General features: G+C 65.6%; 16 protein-coding genes. 1 reads left to right on the top strand and 15 read right to left on the bottom strand.

What is annotated here, in order from left to right; translation table 11 throughout:
- Nucleotides 1-146: 146 nt before the first annotated feature.
- From nuoK to nuoG, 5 genes are all read right to left on the bottom strand, one after another.
- Entirely contained in the window at nt 147-452 is a 306-nt protein-coding gene (gene nuoK / locus AC1DPF_RS14465) for an NADH-quinone oxidoreductase subunit NuoK (protein WP_012049195.1), read from the bottom strand.
- Between the two features lie 127 nt (nt 453-579).
- Nucleotides 580-1,191, bottom strand: a complete 612-nt coding sequence (locus tag AC1DPF_RS14460; protein WP_477871571.1) for an NADH-quinone oxidoreductase subunit J — start codon at nt 1,189-1,191, stop codon at nt 580-582.
- A 154-nt stretch (nt 1,192-1,345) separates the two neighbouring features.
- The gene (nuoI, locus tag AC1DPF_RS14455; protein ID WP_477871569.1) at nt 1,346-1,831 is read right to left on the bottom strand and encodes an NADH-quinone oxidoreductase subunit NuoI; all 486 of its coding nucleotides are present in this window, start codon (nt 1,829-1,831) and stop codon (nt 1,346-1,348) included.
- Complete coding sequence (nuoH, locus tag AC1DPF_RS14450) at nt 1,831-2,880, bottom strand: NADH-quinone oxidoreductase subunit NuoH (RefSeq protein WP_477871567.1); 1,050 nt, start codon at nt 2,878-2,880, stop codon at nt 1,831-1,833. The genes nuoI and nuoH overlap by 1 nt, the downstream gene beginning before the upstream one ends.
- Nucleotides 2,877-4,880, bottom strand: coding sequence for an NADH-quinone oxidoreductase subunit NuoG (gene nuoG / locus AC1DPF_RS14445; RefSeq protein WP_477962045.1), 2,004 nt, complete (start codon nt 4,878-4,880; stop codon nt 2,877-2,879). The genes nuoH and nuoG overlap by 4 nt, the downstream gene beginning before the upstream one ends.
- 37 nt (nt 4,881-4,917) lie before the next feature.
- Here nuoG and AC1DPF_RS14440 point away from each other — a divergent pair, with 37 nt between their 5' ends.
- Complete coding sequence (locus AC1DPF_RS14440; protein ID WP_477962043.1) at nt 4,918-5,256, top strand: GIY-YIG nuclease family protein; 339 nt, start codon at nt 4,918-4,920, stop codon at nt 5,254-5,256.
- A gap of 116 nt (nt 5,257-5,372) precedes the next feature.
- Here AC1DPF_RS14440 and nuoF read toward each other — a convergent pair whose 3' ends face one another.
- The 10 genes from nuoF to AC1DPF_RS14390 form a co-directional block, all read right to left on the bottom strand.
- Nucleotides 5,373-6,665, bottom strand: a complete 1,293-nt coding sequence (gene nuoF, locus AC1DPF_RS14435; protein WP_477962041.1) for an NADH-quinone oxidoreductase subunit NuoF — start codon at nt 6,663-6,665, stop codon at nt 5,373-5,375.
- 120 nt (nt 6,666-6,785) lie between these two features.
- Nucleotides 6,786-6,935, bottom strand: a complete 150-nt coding sequence (locus AC1DPF_RS14430) for a hypothetical protein (protein WP_477871559.1) — start codon at nt 6,933-6,935, stop codon at nt 6,786-6,788.
- Nucleotides 6,932-7,609, bottom strand: coding sequence for a complex I 24 kDa subunit family protein (locus AC1DPF_RS14425; RefSeq protein WP_477871557.1), 678 nt, complete (start codon nt 7,607-7,609; stop codon nt 6,932-6,934). The genes AC1DPF_RS14430 and AC1DPF_RS14425 overlap by 4 nt, the downstream gene beginning before the upstream one ends.
- Complete coding sequence (locus AC1DPF_RS14420) at nt 7,609-8,865, bottom strand: NADH-quinone oxidoreductase subunit D (protein WP_477871555.1); 1,257 nt, start codon at nt 8,863-8,865, stop codon at nt 7,609-7,611. The genes AC1DPF_RS14425 and AC1DPF_RS14420 overlap by 1 nt, the downstream gene beginning before the upstream one ends.
- Before the next feature lie 118 nt (nt 8,866-8,983).
- Complete coding sequence (locus AC1DPF_RS14415) at nt 8,984-9,760, bottom strand: NADH-quinone oxidoreductase subunit C (protein ID WP_477871553.1); 777 nt, start codon at nt 9,758-9,760, stop codon at nt 8,984-8,986.
- Nucleotides 9,761-9,770: 10 nt separating this feature from the next.
- Entirely contained in the window at nt 9,771-10,334 is a 564-nt protein-coding gene (locus AC1DPF_RS14410; RefSeq protein ID WP_477871551.1) for a NuoB/complex I 20 kDa subunit family protein, read from the bottom strand.
- On the bottom strand, nt 10,325-10,702 hold the full coding sequence (gene ndhC, locus AC1DPF_RS14405) for an NADH-quinone oxidoreductase subunit A (RefSeq protein ID WP_340316561.1): 378 nt from the start codon (nt 10,700-10,702) through the stop codon (nt 10,325-10,327). Before ndhC ends, AC1DPF_RS14410 begins: the two co-directional genes overlap by 10 nt.
- A gap of 175 nt (nt 10,703-10,877) precedes the next feature.
- Entirely contained in the window at nt 10,878-11,699 is an 822-nt protein-coding gene (locus AC1DPF_RS14400) for an inositol monophosphatase family protein (RefSeq protein ID WP_477871548.1), read from the bottom strand.
- Between the two features lie 96 nt (nt 11,700-11,795).
- A complete protein-coding gene (gene efp / locus AC1DPF_RS14395; RefSeq protein WP_477871546.1) occupies nt 11,796-12,359 on the bottom strand; it encodes an elongation factor P in 564 nt (187 codons plus the stop codon).
- 86 nt (nt 12,360-12,445) lie between these two features.
- Nucleotides 12,446-14,419, bottom strand: a complete 1,974-nt coding sequence (locus tag AC1DPF_RS14390; protein WP_477962066.1) for an OPT family oligopeptide transporter — start codon at nt 14,417-14,419, stop codon at nt 12,446-12,448.
- Between the last annotated feature and the right edge of the window lie 24 nt (nt 14,420-14,443).

Raw genomic sequence — 14,443 nt, 5'->3', positions numbered from 1 at the left:
CCCAGCCCTTCGACTGCCTGCAAGGCAGGCGCTCAGGATAAACTTCAGCCGAAGGCTGAAGGCTGGGATCTCGGGAGAGTGGCGCGCGCTGGAGACGCACGAGATGCCAGCCTGCGCTGGCATGACGGAAACGGACATGCCGGTGATCACCCCTTCATCCGGTTGATGTCGTCGACAGCGATCGTGCCGCGGCCGCGGAAGTAGATGACGAGGATCGCAAGGCCGATCGCGGCCTCGCCGGCCGCCACGGTAAGCACGAACATCGCGAACACCTGGCCGACGAGATCGCCCAGATAGGCCGAGAAGGCCACCAGGTTGATGTTCACCGACAGCAGGATCAGCTCGATCGCCATCAGGATGATGATCACGTTTTTGCGGTTCAGGAAGATGCCGAACACCCCCATGACGAACAGGATCGCCGAGACGACGAGGTAATGCTGGAGGCCGATCATTGTGTGACGACTCCCCCAAAAACCTCGTCATGCTGAACTTGTTTCAGCATCCACTCAGCAGCCTCCAGGGCACTCCCGTGGCGCGGTGGATCCTGAAACAAGTTCAGGATGACGCTGGCAACAGAATTCACAGCTCCACCCCCTGGCCGATGGCCGGCTTGACGTTGCGGGTTGCGTCTTCGGGGCGGCGCATGTTCTGGGCGCTGATATTCTGCGCCTTCACACCGCCACGGACCCGGTGGGTAAGGACGATGGCGCCGATCAGCGCGACCAGCAGCACCAGCCCGGCGCCCTCGAAGATATAGAGGTAGCGGGTGTAGATCAGGGTGCCGAGCGCTTCGATGTTCGGCACTTCGGCCGGCGTCGGCGCGATGCGCGTCGCCATGTCGATGCCGCCCGCCTTCCACGCGCCGACCGCGAAGATCATCTCCGCGGCGAGCACGATCACCAGCAGCACGCCAAACGGCAGATATTGCGCAAAGCCGGCGCGCAGCTCGGCAAAGTCGATGTCGAGCATCATCACCACGAACAGGAACAGCACCGCGACCGCGCCGACATAGACGATGACGAGCAGCATCGCGATGAACTCGGCACCGACGAGCACCATCAGCCCGGCCGCGTTGAAGAAGGCGAGGATCAGCCACAGCACGCTGTGCACCGGATTGCGCGCAAGGATGGTGAGCGTCGCGGAGGCGATCACCAGCGTGGCGAACAGATAGAAGGCGATGGTCTGGATCATCGGGCGGTCAGATCCCAATTAAAAACCACCCGCTCGTCCTGAGTAGCCATTGAGCCTGGCGAGATGGCGTATCGAAGGAGATCCTTCGACACGGGTCCTCGGCAAGCTCGGCCCCTGCTCAGGATGAGCGGAGATAGTGGAGCGATGGCGGCCATTACCGGTACGGCGCATCGGCGGCAAGGTTGGCCGCGATCGCCGGTTCCCAGCGGTCGCCGTTCGCGAGCAGCTTGGCCTTGTCGTAGATCAGCTCCTCGCGCGTCTCGGTCGAATATTCGAAGTTCGGGCCTTCGACGATCGCATCGACCGGGCAGGCTTCCTGGCAGAAGCCGCAGAAGATGCACTTGGTCATATCGATATCGTAGCGCGTGGTGCGGCGGGAGCCGTCCTCGCGCGGTTCGGATTCGATCGTGATCGCCTGCGCCGGGCACACCGCCTCGCACAGCTTGCACGCGATGCAGCGCTCCTCGCCATTGGGATAGCGGCGCAGCACATGCTCGCCGCGGAAGCGCGGGCTGAGCGGGTTCTTTTCATAGGGATAGTTGATCGTCGCCTTGGCCTTGAAGAAATATTTCAAGGTCAGCCAGTGCGCCTTCACGAACTCCCAGAGCGTGAACGACTTGATGATGTGCGAGACGCTCATCAGAAGACTCCGTAGCGGGTGACTTCGAGCCAGCCCGAGACCAGGACGACCCAGAACAGCGACAGCGGCAGGAAGACTTTCCAGCCCAGCCGCATCAGCTGGTCGTAGCGGTAGCGCGGCACCGTCGCCTTCACCCACGAAAAGACGAAGAAGAAGAACATCAGCTTGGCGAAGAACCAGATGATCCCGGGCACCATGTAGAGCGGCGCCCAGTCGACCGGGGGCAGCCAGCCGCCCCAGAACAGGATCGCATTGAGCCCGCACATCAGGATGACATTGGCATATTCGCCGAGCCAGTAGAGCGCGAACGCCATCGACGAATATTCGGTCTGGTAGCCGGCGACGAGCTCGCTCTCCGCCTCGGTCAGGTCGAACGGCGCGCGTGCCGTCTCCGCCATCGACGAGATCAGGAACACCACCGCCATCGGGAACAGCAGCGGATTGAAGCCATAGCCGTTGATGAAGCCGAAGATGTGCGCGCGCTGGCCCTCGATGATCGCCGACATGTTGAAGCTGCCGGTCCACAGCACCACCGAGATCAGCACGAAGCCGATCGATACCTCATAGGACACCATCTGCGCGGCTGCGCGCAGCGCCGAATAGAAGGGATATTTGGAATTGGAGGCCCAGCCGGCGATGATCACGCCATAGACGCCGATCGACGAGGCGGCGAGCACATAGAGCAGGCCGACATTGATGTCGGCGACCACCACGCCCGGCGAGAAGGGGATCACCGCCCACACCACCAGCGCCACCGTGAAGGTGATGATCGGCGCGAGCAGGAACAGGCCCTTGTTCGCGGCCGACGGAATGATGGTCTCCTGGAGGAACACCTTGGCGCCATCGGCGAAGCTCTGCAGCAGGCCCCAGGGGCCGACGACGTTCGGCCCGCGCCGCAGCGCCATCGCCGCCCAGATCTTGCGATCGGCATAGATGATCATCGCCACCGCGAGCATCAGCGGCAGCGCGATGACCAGGATGCCGACGATCGTCGAGGTGAACCACGCCCATTCGAACGGCAGCCCCCAGCTCTGGAACAGCGCGGTCATTCCGCCGCCTCCGCGAAGCTTTCGCCGTGGAGCAGTTCGGCCGAGCAGCGCTGCATCGTATCGCTGGCGCGGGCGATCGGGTTGGTCAGGTAGAAATCCTTGATCGGATAGCCGACCGGTCCCGACGCATCGGCGGCGAGCGACGGCGGCGCCCAGGCATAGTCGGCGAGTCCCTCGGCGCCGAGCGCCGGAACCTCGGCCGCCATCGCGGCGCGCAGGGCGTCGAAGCTGTCGAACGGCAGCCTGTGGCCGAGCACGTCACTCAGCGCGCGCAGGATCGCCCAGTCCTCACGGGCATCGCCGGGCGGGAAGACGGCGCGGTCGCTGCGCTGGACCCGGCCTTCGGTGTTCACATAGGTGCCGGCCTTCTCGGTATAGGCCGCGCCCGGCAGGATCACGTCGGCGGCGGCCGCGCCGGCATCGCCATGGTGGCCGATATAGACCTTGAAGCTGTTGCCGAACTTCGCCGCATCGACGTCGTCGGCACCGAGCAGGAACAGCAGCTTGGGCGCCGCCGCGACCAGGTCGGCGAGGCCGCCCTGCTGGCCATAGCCGAGCATCAGCCCGCCCATGCGCGCGGCCGCGAGGTGGACGACATTATAGCCGTTCCAGCCCTGCTTGATCAGGCCGAGCGAGCCGGCCAGCGCCAAGGTCGCGCCCTGGGCGCCGGCCTTGAGCCCGCCGCCGCCGAGAATCAGCGCCGGGCGCTGGGCAGCAGCGAAGGCATCGGTGACGTCGCCGGGCAGCTTGCCGAGCAGGCCGAGGTCATTGCCGAGCCAGGTCGCCGGATAAGTGAGGTTCACCTCCTCGCCGACCGCGAAGACCTTCGCCCCGCGCTTGAACGCCTTGCGGACGCGGGTGTTGATCAGCGGCGCTTCCCAGCGCAGGTTCGAGCCGACGATCAGGATCGCGTCGGCCGTCTCGATCCCCGCGATCGTGCTGTTGAAATTGACCGCGGCGATGTTCGACACATCATAGTCCATGCCGGTCTGGCGGCCTTCGAGCAAGGTCGAGCCCATCTTCGCCAGCAGCGCCCTGGCGGCGTACATCGTCTCGCAATCGAGCTGGTCGCCGGCCACCGCGGCGACCGACGAGCCTGCCTTGACCGCCTTGATCGCGGCGAAGGCTTCGGGCCAGCTCGCCTCGACCAGCTTGCCGTCCTTGCGGACATAGGGCTTGTCGAGCCGGCGGCGGACCAGGCCGTCGATGGCGTGGCGCGTCTTGTCCGACGCCCATTCCTCGTTCACGTCCTCGTTGATCCGCGGCAGCACGCGCAGCACCTGCCGGCCGCGGCTGTCGAAGCGGACGTTGGTGCCGACCGCGTCCATCACGTCGATCCCGGGGGTCTTCTTGAGCTCCCACGGCCGCGCCTCGAACGCATAGGGCTTGCTGGTAAGCGCGCCGACCGGGCACAGGTCGACGACATTGCCCGAAAGCTCGCTGGTCACCGCCTGCTCGAGATAGGAGGTGATCTGCATATTCTCGCCGCGATAGATCGCGCCGATCTCCTCGATGCCGGAGACCTCCTCGGCGAAGCGGACGCAGCGGGTGCACTGGATGCAGCGGGTCATCGTCGTCTTGACGATCGGGCCCATATATTTGTCGGTGACGGCGCGCTTGTTCTCGTGGAAGCGGCTCGCACCCTTGCCATAGGCGATCGACTGGTCCTGCAGGTCGCATTCGCCGCCCTGGTCGCAGATCGGGCAATCGAGCGGGTGGTTGATGAGCAGGAACTCCATCACCCCCTCACGCGCCTTCTTCACCATCGGCGTCTGGGTGAACACCTCCTGCTTGTCGGCGGCGGGCAGCGCGCACGAAGCCTGCGGCTTGGGCGGGCCGGGCTTCACCTCGACCAGGCACATCCGGCAATTGCCGGCGATCGACAGCCGCTCATGATAGCAGAAGCGTGGTATCTCCTTGCCCGCGGCTTCGCAGGCCTGAAGCACCGTGGCGCCGACCGGAACTTCGACTTCGATCCCGTCTACGGTGAGCTTAGGCATGAGCGAATTCCGTCGTGATCTGATAGGCTGATGACCGATGGGAGGCCATGTCTACATCCTTGCGAGCAAGCGCTACGGCACGCTCTATACCGGCGTGACCTCCGACCTCGGCAAACGCGTCGGCGAGCATCGCGCGGGCCTGCTTCCCGGCTTCACCCGCGACTATGGTGTCAAGCGCCTCGTCTTCGTCGAAAGCCATGACGACATTCGTGACGCCATCGTCCGCGAGAAGCGCATCAAGGGATGGAAGCGCGACTGGAAGATCGCGCTGATCGAACGCGGCAATCCGCTGTGGGACGATCTTGCCGTCTCGATGCTCGGATTCGCGCCGCTCCCCCGCCCCATCCGTCATCCCGGCGAAGGCCGGGACCCATGAGGACGGGCTTATAGTACCGTGCGGAAAGGTCGCCGCTGTCATCCTGAAGACAGCGCATATGGGTCCCGGCTTTCGCCGGGATGACGTACCAGATGACGGTGACGGCGAGATGAACTTCACTCCGCCGCCTCCGCAAAGGCGCCGCTCTTCTCGGCGATCCGGCGCTCCACCTCCGGGCGGAAGTGGCGCAGCAGGCCCTGGATCGGCCAGGCCGCGGCGTCGCCCAGGGCGCAGATGGTGTGGCCCTCGACCTGCTTGGTGACGTCGAGCAGCATGTCGATCTCCTCGACCGCCGCGTCGCCGGTGCGCAGCCGCTCCATCACCCGCCACATCCAGCCGGTGCCCTCGCGGCACGGCGTGCACTGGCCGCAGCTCTCATGCTTATAGAAATAGGACAGACGGCTGATCGCGCGGACGATGTCGGTCGACTTGTCCATGACGATGACGGCGGCGGTGCCGAGGCCCGAGCCGAGCGCCTTGAGCCCGTCGAAGTCCATCGGCGCGTCCTTGATCTGCGCCGCCGGCACGAGCGGCACCGACGAACCGCCGGGGATCACCGCGAGAAGATTGTCCCAGCCGCCGCGGATTCCGCCGGCATGCTTGTCGATCAGCTCCTCGAACGAGATGCCCATCGCTTCCTCGACCACGCAGGGCTTGTTCACATGGCCCGAGATCTGGAACAGCTTGGTGCCCTGGTTGCCCGCGCGGCCGATGCCCGCGAACCATTCTGCGCCGCGTCGCAGGATGGTCGGCGCCACCGCGATCGATTCGACATTGTTGACGGTCGTCGGACAGCCATAGAGGCCCGCGCCGGCCGGAAAGGGCGGCTTAAGGCGCGGCTGGCCCTTCTTGCCTTCGAGGCTCTCGATCTGCGCGGTTTCCTCGCCGCAGATATAGGCGCCCGCGCCGCGATGGACGAAGACGTCGAAATCATAACCCGATCCGGCAGCGTTCTTGCCGAGCAGGCCGGCCGCATAAGCCTCCTCGACGGCGGCGAAGAGGACCTTCGCCTCGTAGATGAATTCGCCGCGGATATAGATATAGGCCGCGCGCGCGCGCATCGCGAAGCCGGCAATCAGCGCGCCCTCGATCAGCTTGTGCGGATCGTGGCGGATGATCTCGCGGTCCTTGCACGAACCCGGCTCGGATTCGTCGGCGTTGATCACCAGGAAGCTCGGCTTGCCGGGCTTGGGCTCCTTGGGCATGAAGCTCCACTTCATGCCGGTCGGGAAGCCCGCCCCGCCGCGGCCGCGCAGGCCCGAGGTCTTGATGTCCTCGATGATCTGGTCCTGCCCGCGCGCCATCAGCGCCCTGGTGTCGTCCCAGTCGCCCCGCTTGCGCGCGGCCTCGAGGCTCCACGGCTGGAAGCCGTAGAGATTGGTGAAGATGCGATCCTTGTCGTCAAGCATGACGGCTGCCCTGAACAAGATGCGTCATCCCAGCGAAAGCTGGGATCCCACTGCCTCGATTGGCGGTGAGGGAAACGGAGATTCCAGCTTTCGCTGGAATGACGAAATTAGGAGCCGCCATCATGCCGATTTCCCGAACAGCTTCGACGCGATCAAGTACACCGCCACGCCGATCGCCAGCGCGATGGCGATGCCGAGCAGCTTGAAGGTCAGCTTGATGAGGATGACCGCCACGATGATCGTAACGATGATCGAGATCAGCGCGCTCATGCCGGCGTTCCCCAGCGTCCACGATAGTCGTGGTTCTCCGACACCATCTCCTTGAGCGTGGTCGGGCCGCCCTCGGGGCAGCTCGTCTTGCGCTCGATCTGGGGGCCGATCCTGGGCTGCTCGCCCTTGGCCAGCGCCTCGAGGATCGCCGTCGTCGTCTCGAAGGTCAGGTCTTCGTAATTATCGTCGTTGATCTGGACCATCGGCGCGTTGGCGCAGGCGCCCAGGCACTCGACCTCGGTCAAGGTGAACAGCCCGTCCGCGGTGGTCGAGCCCTTCTTCAGGCCCTTCTTATAACAGGCGTCGAGCACGTCGTCCGAGCCGCGCAGCATGCACGGCGTCGTCCCGCACACCTGAACATGATAGCGGCCGACCGGCGCCAGATTATACATGGTGTAGAAGCTGGCGACCTCGAGCACGCGGATATAGGCCATGCCGAGCTGCTTGCCGATATATTCCATCACCGGGATCGGCAGCCAGCCCTGGGTCTGCGTCTCCGCGCCAACCTGGCGCTGCGCCAGATCGAGCAGCGGCATCACCGCCGACTGCTGCCGCCCCGGCGGATAGCGCGCGATGATTTTCTGCGCCTGTTCGGCATTCTCGGCCGTCCAGGCGAACCCGCCCCAGCGCGCGCGCGTCTCGGCCTCGTCCGGGATATAGGCTGCGTCAGACATTAGCGGTCGACCTCCCCGAACACGATGTCGATGGCGGACAGCACCGCGGTGGTGTCGGCGAGCATGTGGCCCTTCATCATGAAGTCCATCGCCTGGAGATGGCTGAAGCCGGTCGGGCGGATCTTGCAGCGATAGGGTTTGTTGCTGCCGTCGGAGACCAGATAGACGCCGAACTCGCCCTTCGGGCTCTCGGTCGCGACATAGACGTCGCCGGCGGGAACGTGGAAGCCCTCGGTGTACAGTTTGAAATGGTGGATCAGCGCTTCCATCGAGCGCTTCATCTCGCCGCGCTTCGGCGGCACCACCTTGCGGTCGAGGCTGGCGATCGGACCTTCGGGCATCTCGGTCAGGCACTGCCTCATGATGCGCGCCGACTGCCGCACTTCTTCGACCCGGACCATGAAACGATCATAGCAGTCGCCGCGCGTGCCGACCGGAATCTCGAAGTCCATCCGGTCATAGACGTCGTAGGGCTGGCTCTTGCGGATGTCCCACGGGATGCCGGCGGCGCGGATCATCGGGCCGGAGAAGCCCCAGGCGATCGCATCGTCGCGGCTCACCGTGCCGATGTCGACATTGCGCTGCTTGAAGATGCGGTTGTCCGCGACAAGGCTGATCGCGTCCTCGAACAGCCGCGGCAGGCGGGTGTCGAGCCAGTCGGCCATGTCGGTCAGCAGCTTGAGCGGCACATCCTGATGGACGCCGCCGGGGCGAAACCAGGCGGCGTGCATGCGCGCGCCCGACGCGCGCTCGAAGAAGTTGAGGCAATCCTCGCGGACTTCGAACAGCCACAGGTTCGGCGTCATCGCGCCGACGTCCATGACGTGCGAGCCCAGGTTGAGCATGTGGTTGCAGATGCGGGTCAGCTCGGCGAACAGCACCCGCAGATATTGCGCGCGCAACGGCACTTCGAGCTGGAGCAGCTTCTCGATCGCCAGCACATAGCTGTGCTCCATCGCCAGCGGCGAGCAATAGTCGAGCCGGTCGAAATAGGGCAGTGCCTGGAGATAGGTCTTGTACTCGATCAGCTTCTCGGTGCCGCGATGCAGCAGCCCGACATGCGGATCGACCCGCTCGACGATCTCGCCGTCGAGCTCCATCACCATCCGCAGCACGCCGTGCGCGGCCGGATGCTGGGGACCGAAGTTGATCGTGTAGTTCTGGATCTGGACGTCAGGCGAGGCCGGCGCGTCGGTGACGCCCTGCGACGGCGGCACGTTGGTGCCCGCTTCCGGATAGGCGCGGAGATCGGTCATGCCGCCATCCCGTCGCAATGCGTCATCCCAGCGAAAGCTGGGATCTCATTGCCTTCGCTGAGATTGAAGAAAAGGGGGATTCCAGCTTGCGCTGGAATGACGGAGGAGGAGTTCACCATCATTTCTTCGCCCCGTCGCCCTTGGGATCGGCCTTGCCCTCGCCCGTCTGCGCGACGCTGTCGGTTGTCTTCGGCGTTCCCGGCGGCGGCGTGGCGGCGACCGGCGAGGGCGCGGGGCTGGCCGGTGCGGGCGCTGGCGTCGGCGCGCCCGGCTGGGTCGGCGACACCTTCTCGTCGCCCGGCAGGATATAGTCGGCCCCTTCCCAGGGACTCATGAAGTCGAAGCTGCGGAAATCCTGGGCCAGCTTGACCGGCTCATAGACCACGCGCTTGTGGACTTCGGAATAGCGCAGCTCGACATAGCCGGTCAGCGGGAAATCCTTGCGCTGCGGATGGCCGCGAAAGCCATAGTCGGTGAGGATGCGCCGCAGGTCGGGATTGCCGTCGAACAGCACGCCATACATGTCGAACACTTCGCGTTCGAGCCAGCCGGCGACCGGCCACAGTCCGGTCACCGACGGAACCGGCGTCTCCGCGTCGGTGCTGACATGGACGCGGATGCGATGGTTCTTCGTCAGGCTGAGCAGGCAATAGACCACTTCGAACCGCTCGGGTCGATCCGGATAGTCGACCCCGGCGATCTCCATCAGCTGCTGATATTCGAGCTCGTCGCGCAGGGTGCGGAGCACGTCCACGATGCTGTCGCGGCGCACATGCAGCGCGATCTCGCCGACGCAGATGCGCACGCCGAGCAGCCGGTCGCCCAGCGCGGCGGTGGCGGCTTCGACGATCCCGTCATTCGACGCGAAACGGGGAAAGGTGAGAGACGTGGCCATCGTTAACCCCTCACCGTTCGAGCGTCCCGACCCGGCGGATCTTCCGCTGCAGCTGCATGATGCCATAGAGCAGCGCCTCGGCGGTCGGTGGGCAGCCGGGGACATAGATGTCGACCGGCACGATCCGGTCGCAGCCGCGCACCACTGAATAGCTATAGTGATAATAGCCGCCGCCATTGGCGCAGCTGCCCATCGAGATCACATATTTGGGCTCGGACATCTGATCATAGACCCGCCGCAGCGCGGGGGCCATCTTGTTGCACAGCGTGCCGGCGACGATCATCACGTCCGACTGGCGCGGTGAAGCGCGCGGCGCGGCGCCGAAGCGCTCGAGATCGTAGCGCGGCATGTTGACGTGGATCATCTCGACCGCGCAGCAGGCGAGGCCGAAGGTCATCCACCACAGCGAGCCGGTGCGCGCCCACTGGAACAGCTCCTCGGTCGAGGTGACGAGGAAGCCCTTGTCGCTGACCTCCGATTGAAGCGCCTTGAAATAGTCGGCGTCGGGCGCGACGCTGATGTCGGAATTCTCGGTCGGGTGCGGATTCCGAGCCGGATCGAGGATCACTCCCATTCCAGCGCTCCCTTCTTCCACGCGTAGATGTAGCCGATCAGCAACTCGACCAGGAAGATCATCATCGACAGCCAGCCGACGAACCCGATACCGCCGAGCGATACCGCCCAGGGATACAGGAAGGCGGCTTCGAGATCGAAGACGATGAACAGGATGGCGATGAGATAGAAGCGCACGTCGAACTGGGCGCGGCTGTCCTCGAAGGCGGGAAAGCCGCATTCATATTCAGTGAGCTTCTCCGGGTTCGGCTTGTGCGCGCCCGTCAGCCGGCCAACCGCCATCGGCAGGAAAACGAAGGCGCTCGACAGGACGAGCGCCACGCCCAGAAACAGCAGGATCGGCAAATATCCGGCGGCGACTGTCGCCATGAAGGAAGCTCCGAGCAACGGGCCGGGAATCCGGCCTTTCGCGGGACGTTTAGGCCCGCTGCACCTGCTAAGCAAGACGGCGCGCCGGTGAGAATGAATCGCAAACAGCCGGGGCTTCCCGGGCGTCCATCTGCCTCGTCCTTCCATCCTTGGTTGGGAGGACGAAATTAGCGGATCAAAGCCCCTTCACCCCCTGCGCCACCAGCTTGTGCAGCTTGGTCGCAAGCCCGTCATTGGTCGCGAGATATTCGTTGCGTTCGTGCATCCGATCGCCGCCGCGGAAATCGCTGACGAAACCGCCGGCCTCGCGCACCAGCAATATTCCCGCCGCCACGTCCCAGATCTGCAGGTCTGCCTCCCAGAAGGCGTCGTAGCGCCCCGCCGCGACCCAGGCGAGATCGAGCGCCGCCGAGCCGAAACGGCGGATGCCCGCCACTTCCGGCGCGACCGAAGCGAAGATCGAGGTCCATTCGCGGATATCGCCATGGCCGAGGAAGGGAATGCCGGTCGCGACCAGCGCCTCGCTGAGGTCGCGCCGCGCCGACACGCGCAGCCGGCGGTCCTGCAACCAGGCGCCGCGGCCCTTTTCGGCCCAGAAGCTCTCGTCGGTGAGCGGCTGGTAGATCAGCCCCTGCGTCACCTCGCCGCGAACCTGGCCGGTGCGCGGCTCCTCCACCGCGATCGAGATCGCGAAGTGGGGCAGGCCGTGGAGGAAGTTCGAGGTGCCGTCGAGCGGATCGACGATCCAGCGCGGCTTCGACGGATCGCCTTCGACGATGCCGGCCTCCTCCATCACGAAACCCCAGTCGGGCCGGGCCCGCTTGAGCTCCTCATAGAGGGTCTCCTCGGCGCGCCGGTCGGCCATCGACACGAAGTCCGCGGGCCCCTTGCGGCTCACCTGGAGTTGCTGGACCTCGTTGAAGTCGCGCCGCAGCCGCGGCGCAGCCTTGCGCGCCGCGCGGTCCATGACGGTGATGAGACCTGAATGGGCTACCAAAGTACATCTCCGTTCGTGTCGAGCGAAGTCGAGACACGTTCTGCCTGCCAACGTCCCTCGACTACGCTCGGGACGAACGGCTTCGTTCGACGCTGATTATTCGGCGCGGCGGACATATTCCTGGCTGTAGACGTCGACGACGATCCGGGTGCCCGAGCCGATGAACGGCGGCACCATGACGCGCACGCCATTGTCGAGGATCGCGGGCTTGTAGCTCGACGATGCGGTCTGGCCCTTCACCACGGCGTCGGCCTCGACCACGGTCGCCTCGACGGTATCGGGCAGCTGCACCGAGATCGGGCGCTCGTCGTAAAGCTCCATCACCACGTCCATGCCGTCCTGCAGGAAGGCGGCGGCATCGCCCAGCAGGTCGCGCGGCAGGGTGATCTGCTCGTAGGTCGCCTTGTCCATGAAGGTCAGGGACTCGCCATCGGCGAACAGGAACTGGAAATCGGTGGTGTCGAGGCGGACACGCTCGACGCTCTCGGCCGAGCGGAAACGGACATTGTTCTTGCGTCCGTCGATCAGGTTCTTCAGCTCGACCTGCATATAGGCGCCGCCCTTGCCGGGCTGGGTGTGCTGGATCTTGACCGCGCGCCAGATGCCGCCTTCATATTCGATGATATTGCCGGGACGGATGTCCACGCCGCTGATCTTCATGGGTGTCACCTGGAGATGAGGATTTGAAAGAGCCGGCGCGGGCCATAGCGGCACCGGGCCGAATTGGCAATCTCGCCCGGCGACGGCTATCCGACCTCGGCCGCCGTCCTGGCCGTCCAGCGGTACAGCCAGACCAGCATTGCGATCACCAGCGCGGTGCCGGCCGCCATCGCCGCGCCCTCATGCCCTTCGCCGATCAGCGCGAGCGGGGCTCCGCTGCCGGTCGCGACGATAAGGCCTGCGAGCAGCACGCCGAACAGGCTCTCGCCGACGATGAAGCCCGAGGCGAGCAGCACGCCCATGCGCTGCGATACCGGATCGGGGCGGCGGCGATCGTAATAATAGCCGATCACCGCACCGATCACGACCGGCAGCGTCGCCGACATCGGCAGGTAGATGCCGATGCCGACCGCGAGTGGCGGCAGCCGCAGCCAGCCGCGCCGACCCAGCCAGGCATCGAGCGCGACCAGCAGCAGTCCGACCCCGGCCCCTATGAAGATCATCCGCCAGTCGAGCCCCTCGCCCAATATGCCGCGCGCCAGCGTCGCGATCAGCGTCGCCTGCGGGGCGGGCAGCGGCGCCTGGGGCGTCGGCAGGCCGGTGCCCGGCAGTGGCGCGAAACCATAGGCGGCGTTGAGCAGGTCGAGAATCGGCGGGATCACCGCAGATCCGGCCAGCACGCCGACCATCAGCGCGACCTGCTGCTTCCACGGCGTGGCGCCGATCAATTGCCCGGTCTTGAGATCCTGGAGATTGTCGTTGGCGATCACCGCGCAGGCGAGCACCAGCCCGGTGACGAACAGCGCGAAGGCGACCAGCTGCGGCCCCGCGCCCGAGCCGGCGAGCGGCTTGACCGCCACCGCCAGCAGCAGCGCCGATCCCAGCACCGCGAGGATCCCCAACCCCGATACCGGACTGTTCGACGATCCGATCAGGCCGGCCATGTAACCGCAGATCGCGGCCACGAACGCCCCCATCGCCAGCACATAGACATAGAAGCCGAGCGACAGCGGCAGCGCGAAACCGGCGAGCGGGCCTTCGCCGGCGAAATACCACAGCAGACCGATGATCGGCGGCGCCATCGCCACGACGATCAGCGCAAGCCATCCGACCGGGATGTCGCGTTCCTCGACCGGCAGCAGTTCGGCGGACGCCTTGCGCGCCTTCGAGGCCGCCATCGCGCCGGCCATGCCGCGCCATAGCGGACGCGCCAGCTTGCCCATCGTCCAGATCGCCGCGGCACCGATCACGCCCGCGCCCAGGAAGCGCACGTCGCTGCCGAACACCGACAAGGCCGCCGCCTCGGCCGGTCCGGGCATCGCCGCCAGCGCGCTCAGGATCGGCGTCGCGATGCCGAAGGCGATGACCAGGCCGAGCCCCATCGCCAGCCCCACCGACAGTCCGACCAGATGTCCCGCGCCAAGCAGCGCGAAGGACAACGACGTCCACAACCCGGTGGCGGCATAGCTGGTGCCGATGCGAAACCAGGTCGATGCCTCGGCGGCCACCAGACGGGTTGCCGCAAGCAGCGCGAACCCCATCGAGGCGACCGAGCCCGCGAGGATGATCCTGAGCCCCGCCCCCGCTTCGGCGGCCCCCTCGCGCGTCCCGGTGCCGACGCGCAGCACTTCCGCGGCAGCAACGCCCTCGGGATAGGGCAGGTCCGATCCGGTCACCAGTGCCCGGCGCAGCGGCACCGACAGCACCACGCCCATCATCCCGCCCGACGCGCACAGCAGGAAGCTCTGCCAGAAGGGGAAGCCCTGCCACCAGCCGACCATGACGAGGCCCGGCAGCACGAAGATGATCGAGGCTATGCAGCCCGCCGCCGACGCCACCGTCTGCACGATGTTGTTTTCGAAGATGTTGCTGGTGCGCACGAGTCGCAGGATCGCCATGGAGATCACCGCAGCGGGAATCGACGTCGCGAAGGTGAGGCCGACCTTAAGTCCCAGATAGACGTTGGCCGAGGTGAAGACGATGGTGATCAGCGCACCGAGCAGCAGCCCGCGCAGGGTCAGTTCGCGGGCACCCACGCCGATTCCGCGGTTTTCCGACATTTCCTTATCCCTCGCCGCCAAGCT

This window comes from Rhizorhabdus sp. P4_G6 (assembly GCF_056401045.1).
The sequence above is the reverse complement of the archived record's forward strand: the minus strand, read 5'-3'. Positions and strand labels throughout refer to the sequence as shown.

What these genes read in the sequence shown, in the direction of transcription:
- nuoH (WP_477871567.1), bottom strand. Translation starts at nt 2,880, where the DNA reads ATGACCGCGCTGTTCCAGAGCTGGGGGCTGCCGTTCGAATGGGCGTGG.
- AC1DPF_RS14430 (WP_477871559.1), bottom strand. Translation starts at nt 6,935, where the DNA reads ATGAGCGCGCTGATCTCGATCATCGTTACGATCATCGTGGCGGTCATC.
- ndhC (WP_340316561.1), bottom strand. Translation starts at nt 10,702, where the DNA reads ATGGCGACAGTCGCCGCCGGATATTTGCCGATCCTGCTGTTTCTGGGC.
- nuoI (WP_477871569.1), bottom strand. Translation starts at nt 1,831, where the DNA reads ATGAGCGTCTCGCACATCATCAAGTCGTTCACGCTCTGGGAGTTCGTG.
- AC1DPF_RS14425 (WP_477871557.1), bottom strand. Translation starts at nt 7,609, where the DNA reads ATGTCTGACGCAGCCTATATCCCGGACGAGGCCGAGACGCGCGCGCGC.
- AC1DPF_RS14420 (WP_477871555.1), bottom strand. Translation starts at nt 8,865, where the DNA reads ATGACCGATCTCCGCGCCTATCCGGAAGCGGGCACCAACGTGCCGCCG.
- AC1DPF_RS14440 (WP_477962043.1), top strand. Translation starts at nt 4,918, where the DNA reads ATGGGAGGCCATGTCTACATCCTTGCGAGCAAGCGCTACGGCACGCTC.
- AC1DPF_RS14390 (WP_477962066.1), bottom strand. Translation starts at nt 14,419, where the DNA reads ATGTCGGAAAACCGCGGAATCGGCGTGGGTGCCCGCGAACTGACCCTG.
- nuoG (WP_477962045.1), bottom strand. Translation starts at nt 4,880, where the DNA reads ATGCCTAAGCTCACCGTAGACGGGATCGAAGTCGAAGTTCCGGTCGGC.
- nuoF (WP_477962041.1), bottom strand. Translation starts at nt 6,665, where the DNA reads ATGCTTGACGACAAGGATCGCATCTTCACCAATCTCTACGGCTTCCAG.
- AC1DPF_RS14410 (WP_477871551.1), bottom strand. Translation starts at nt 10,334, where the DNA reads ATGGGAGTGATCCTCGATCCGGCTCGGAATCCGCACCCGACCGAGAAT.
- AC1DPF_RS14415 (WP_477871553.1), bottom strand. Translation starts at nt 9,760, where the DNA reads ATGGCCACGTCTCTCACCTTTCCCCGTTTCGCGTCGAATGACGGGATC.
- efp (WP_477871546.1), bottom strand. Translation starts at nt 12,359, where the DNA reads ATGAAGATCAGCGGCGTGGACATCCGTCCCGGCAATATCATCGAATAT.
- nuoK (WP_012049195.1), bottom strand. Translation starts at nt 452, where the DNA reads ATGATCGGCCTCCAGCATTACCTCGTCGTCTCGGCGATCCTGTTCGTC.
- AC1DPF_RS14460 (WP_477871571.1), bottom strand. Translation starts at nt 1,191, where the DNA reads ATGATCCAGACCATCGCCTTCTATCTGTTCGCCACGCTGGTGATCGCC.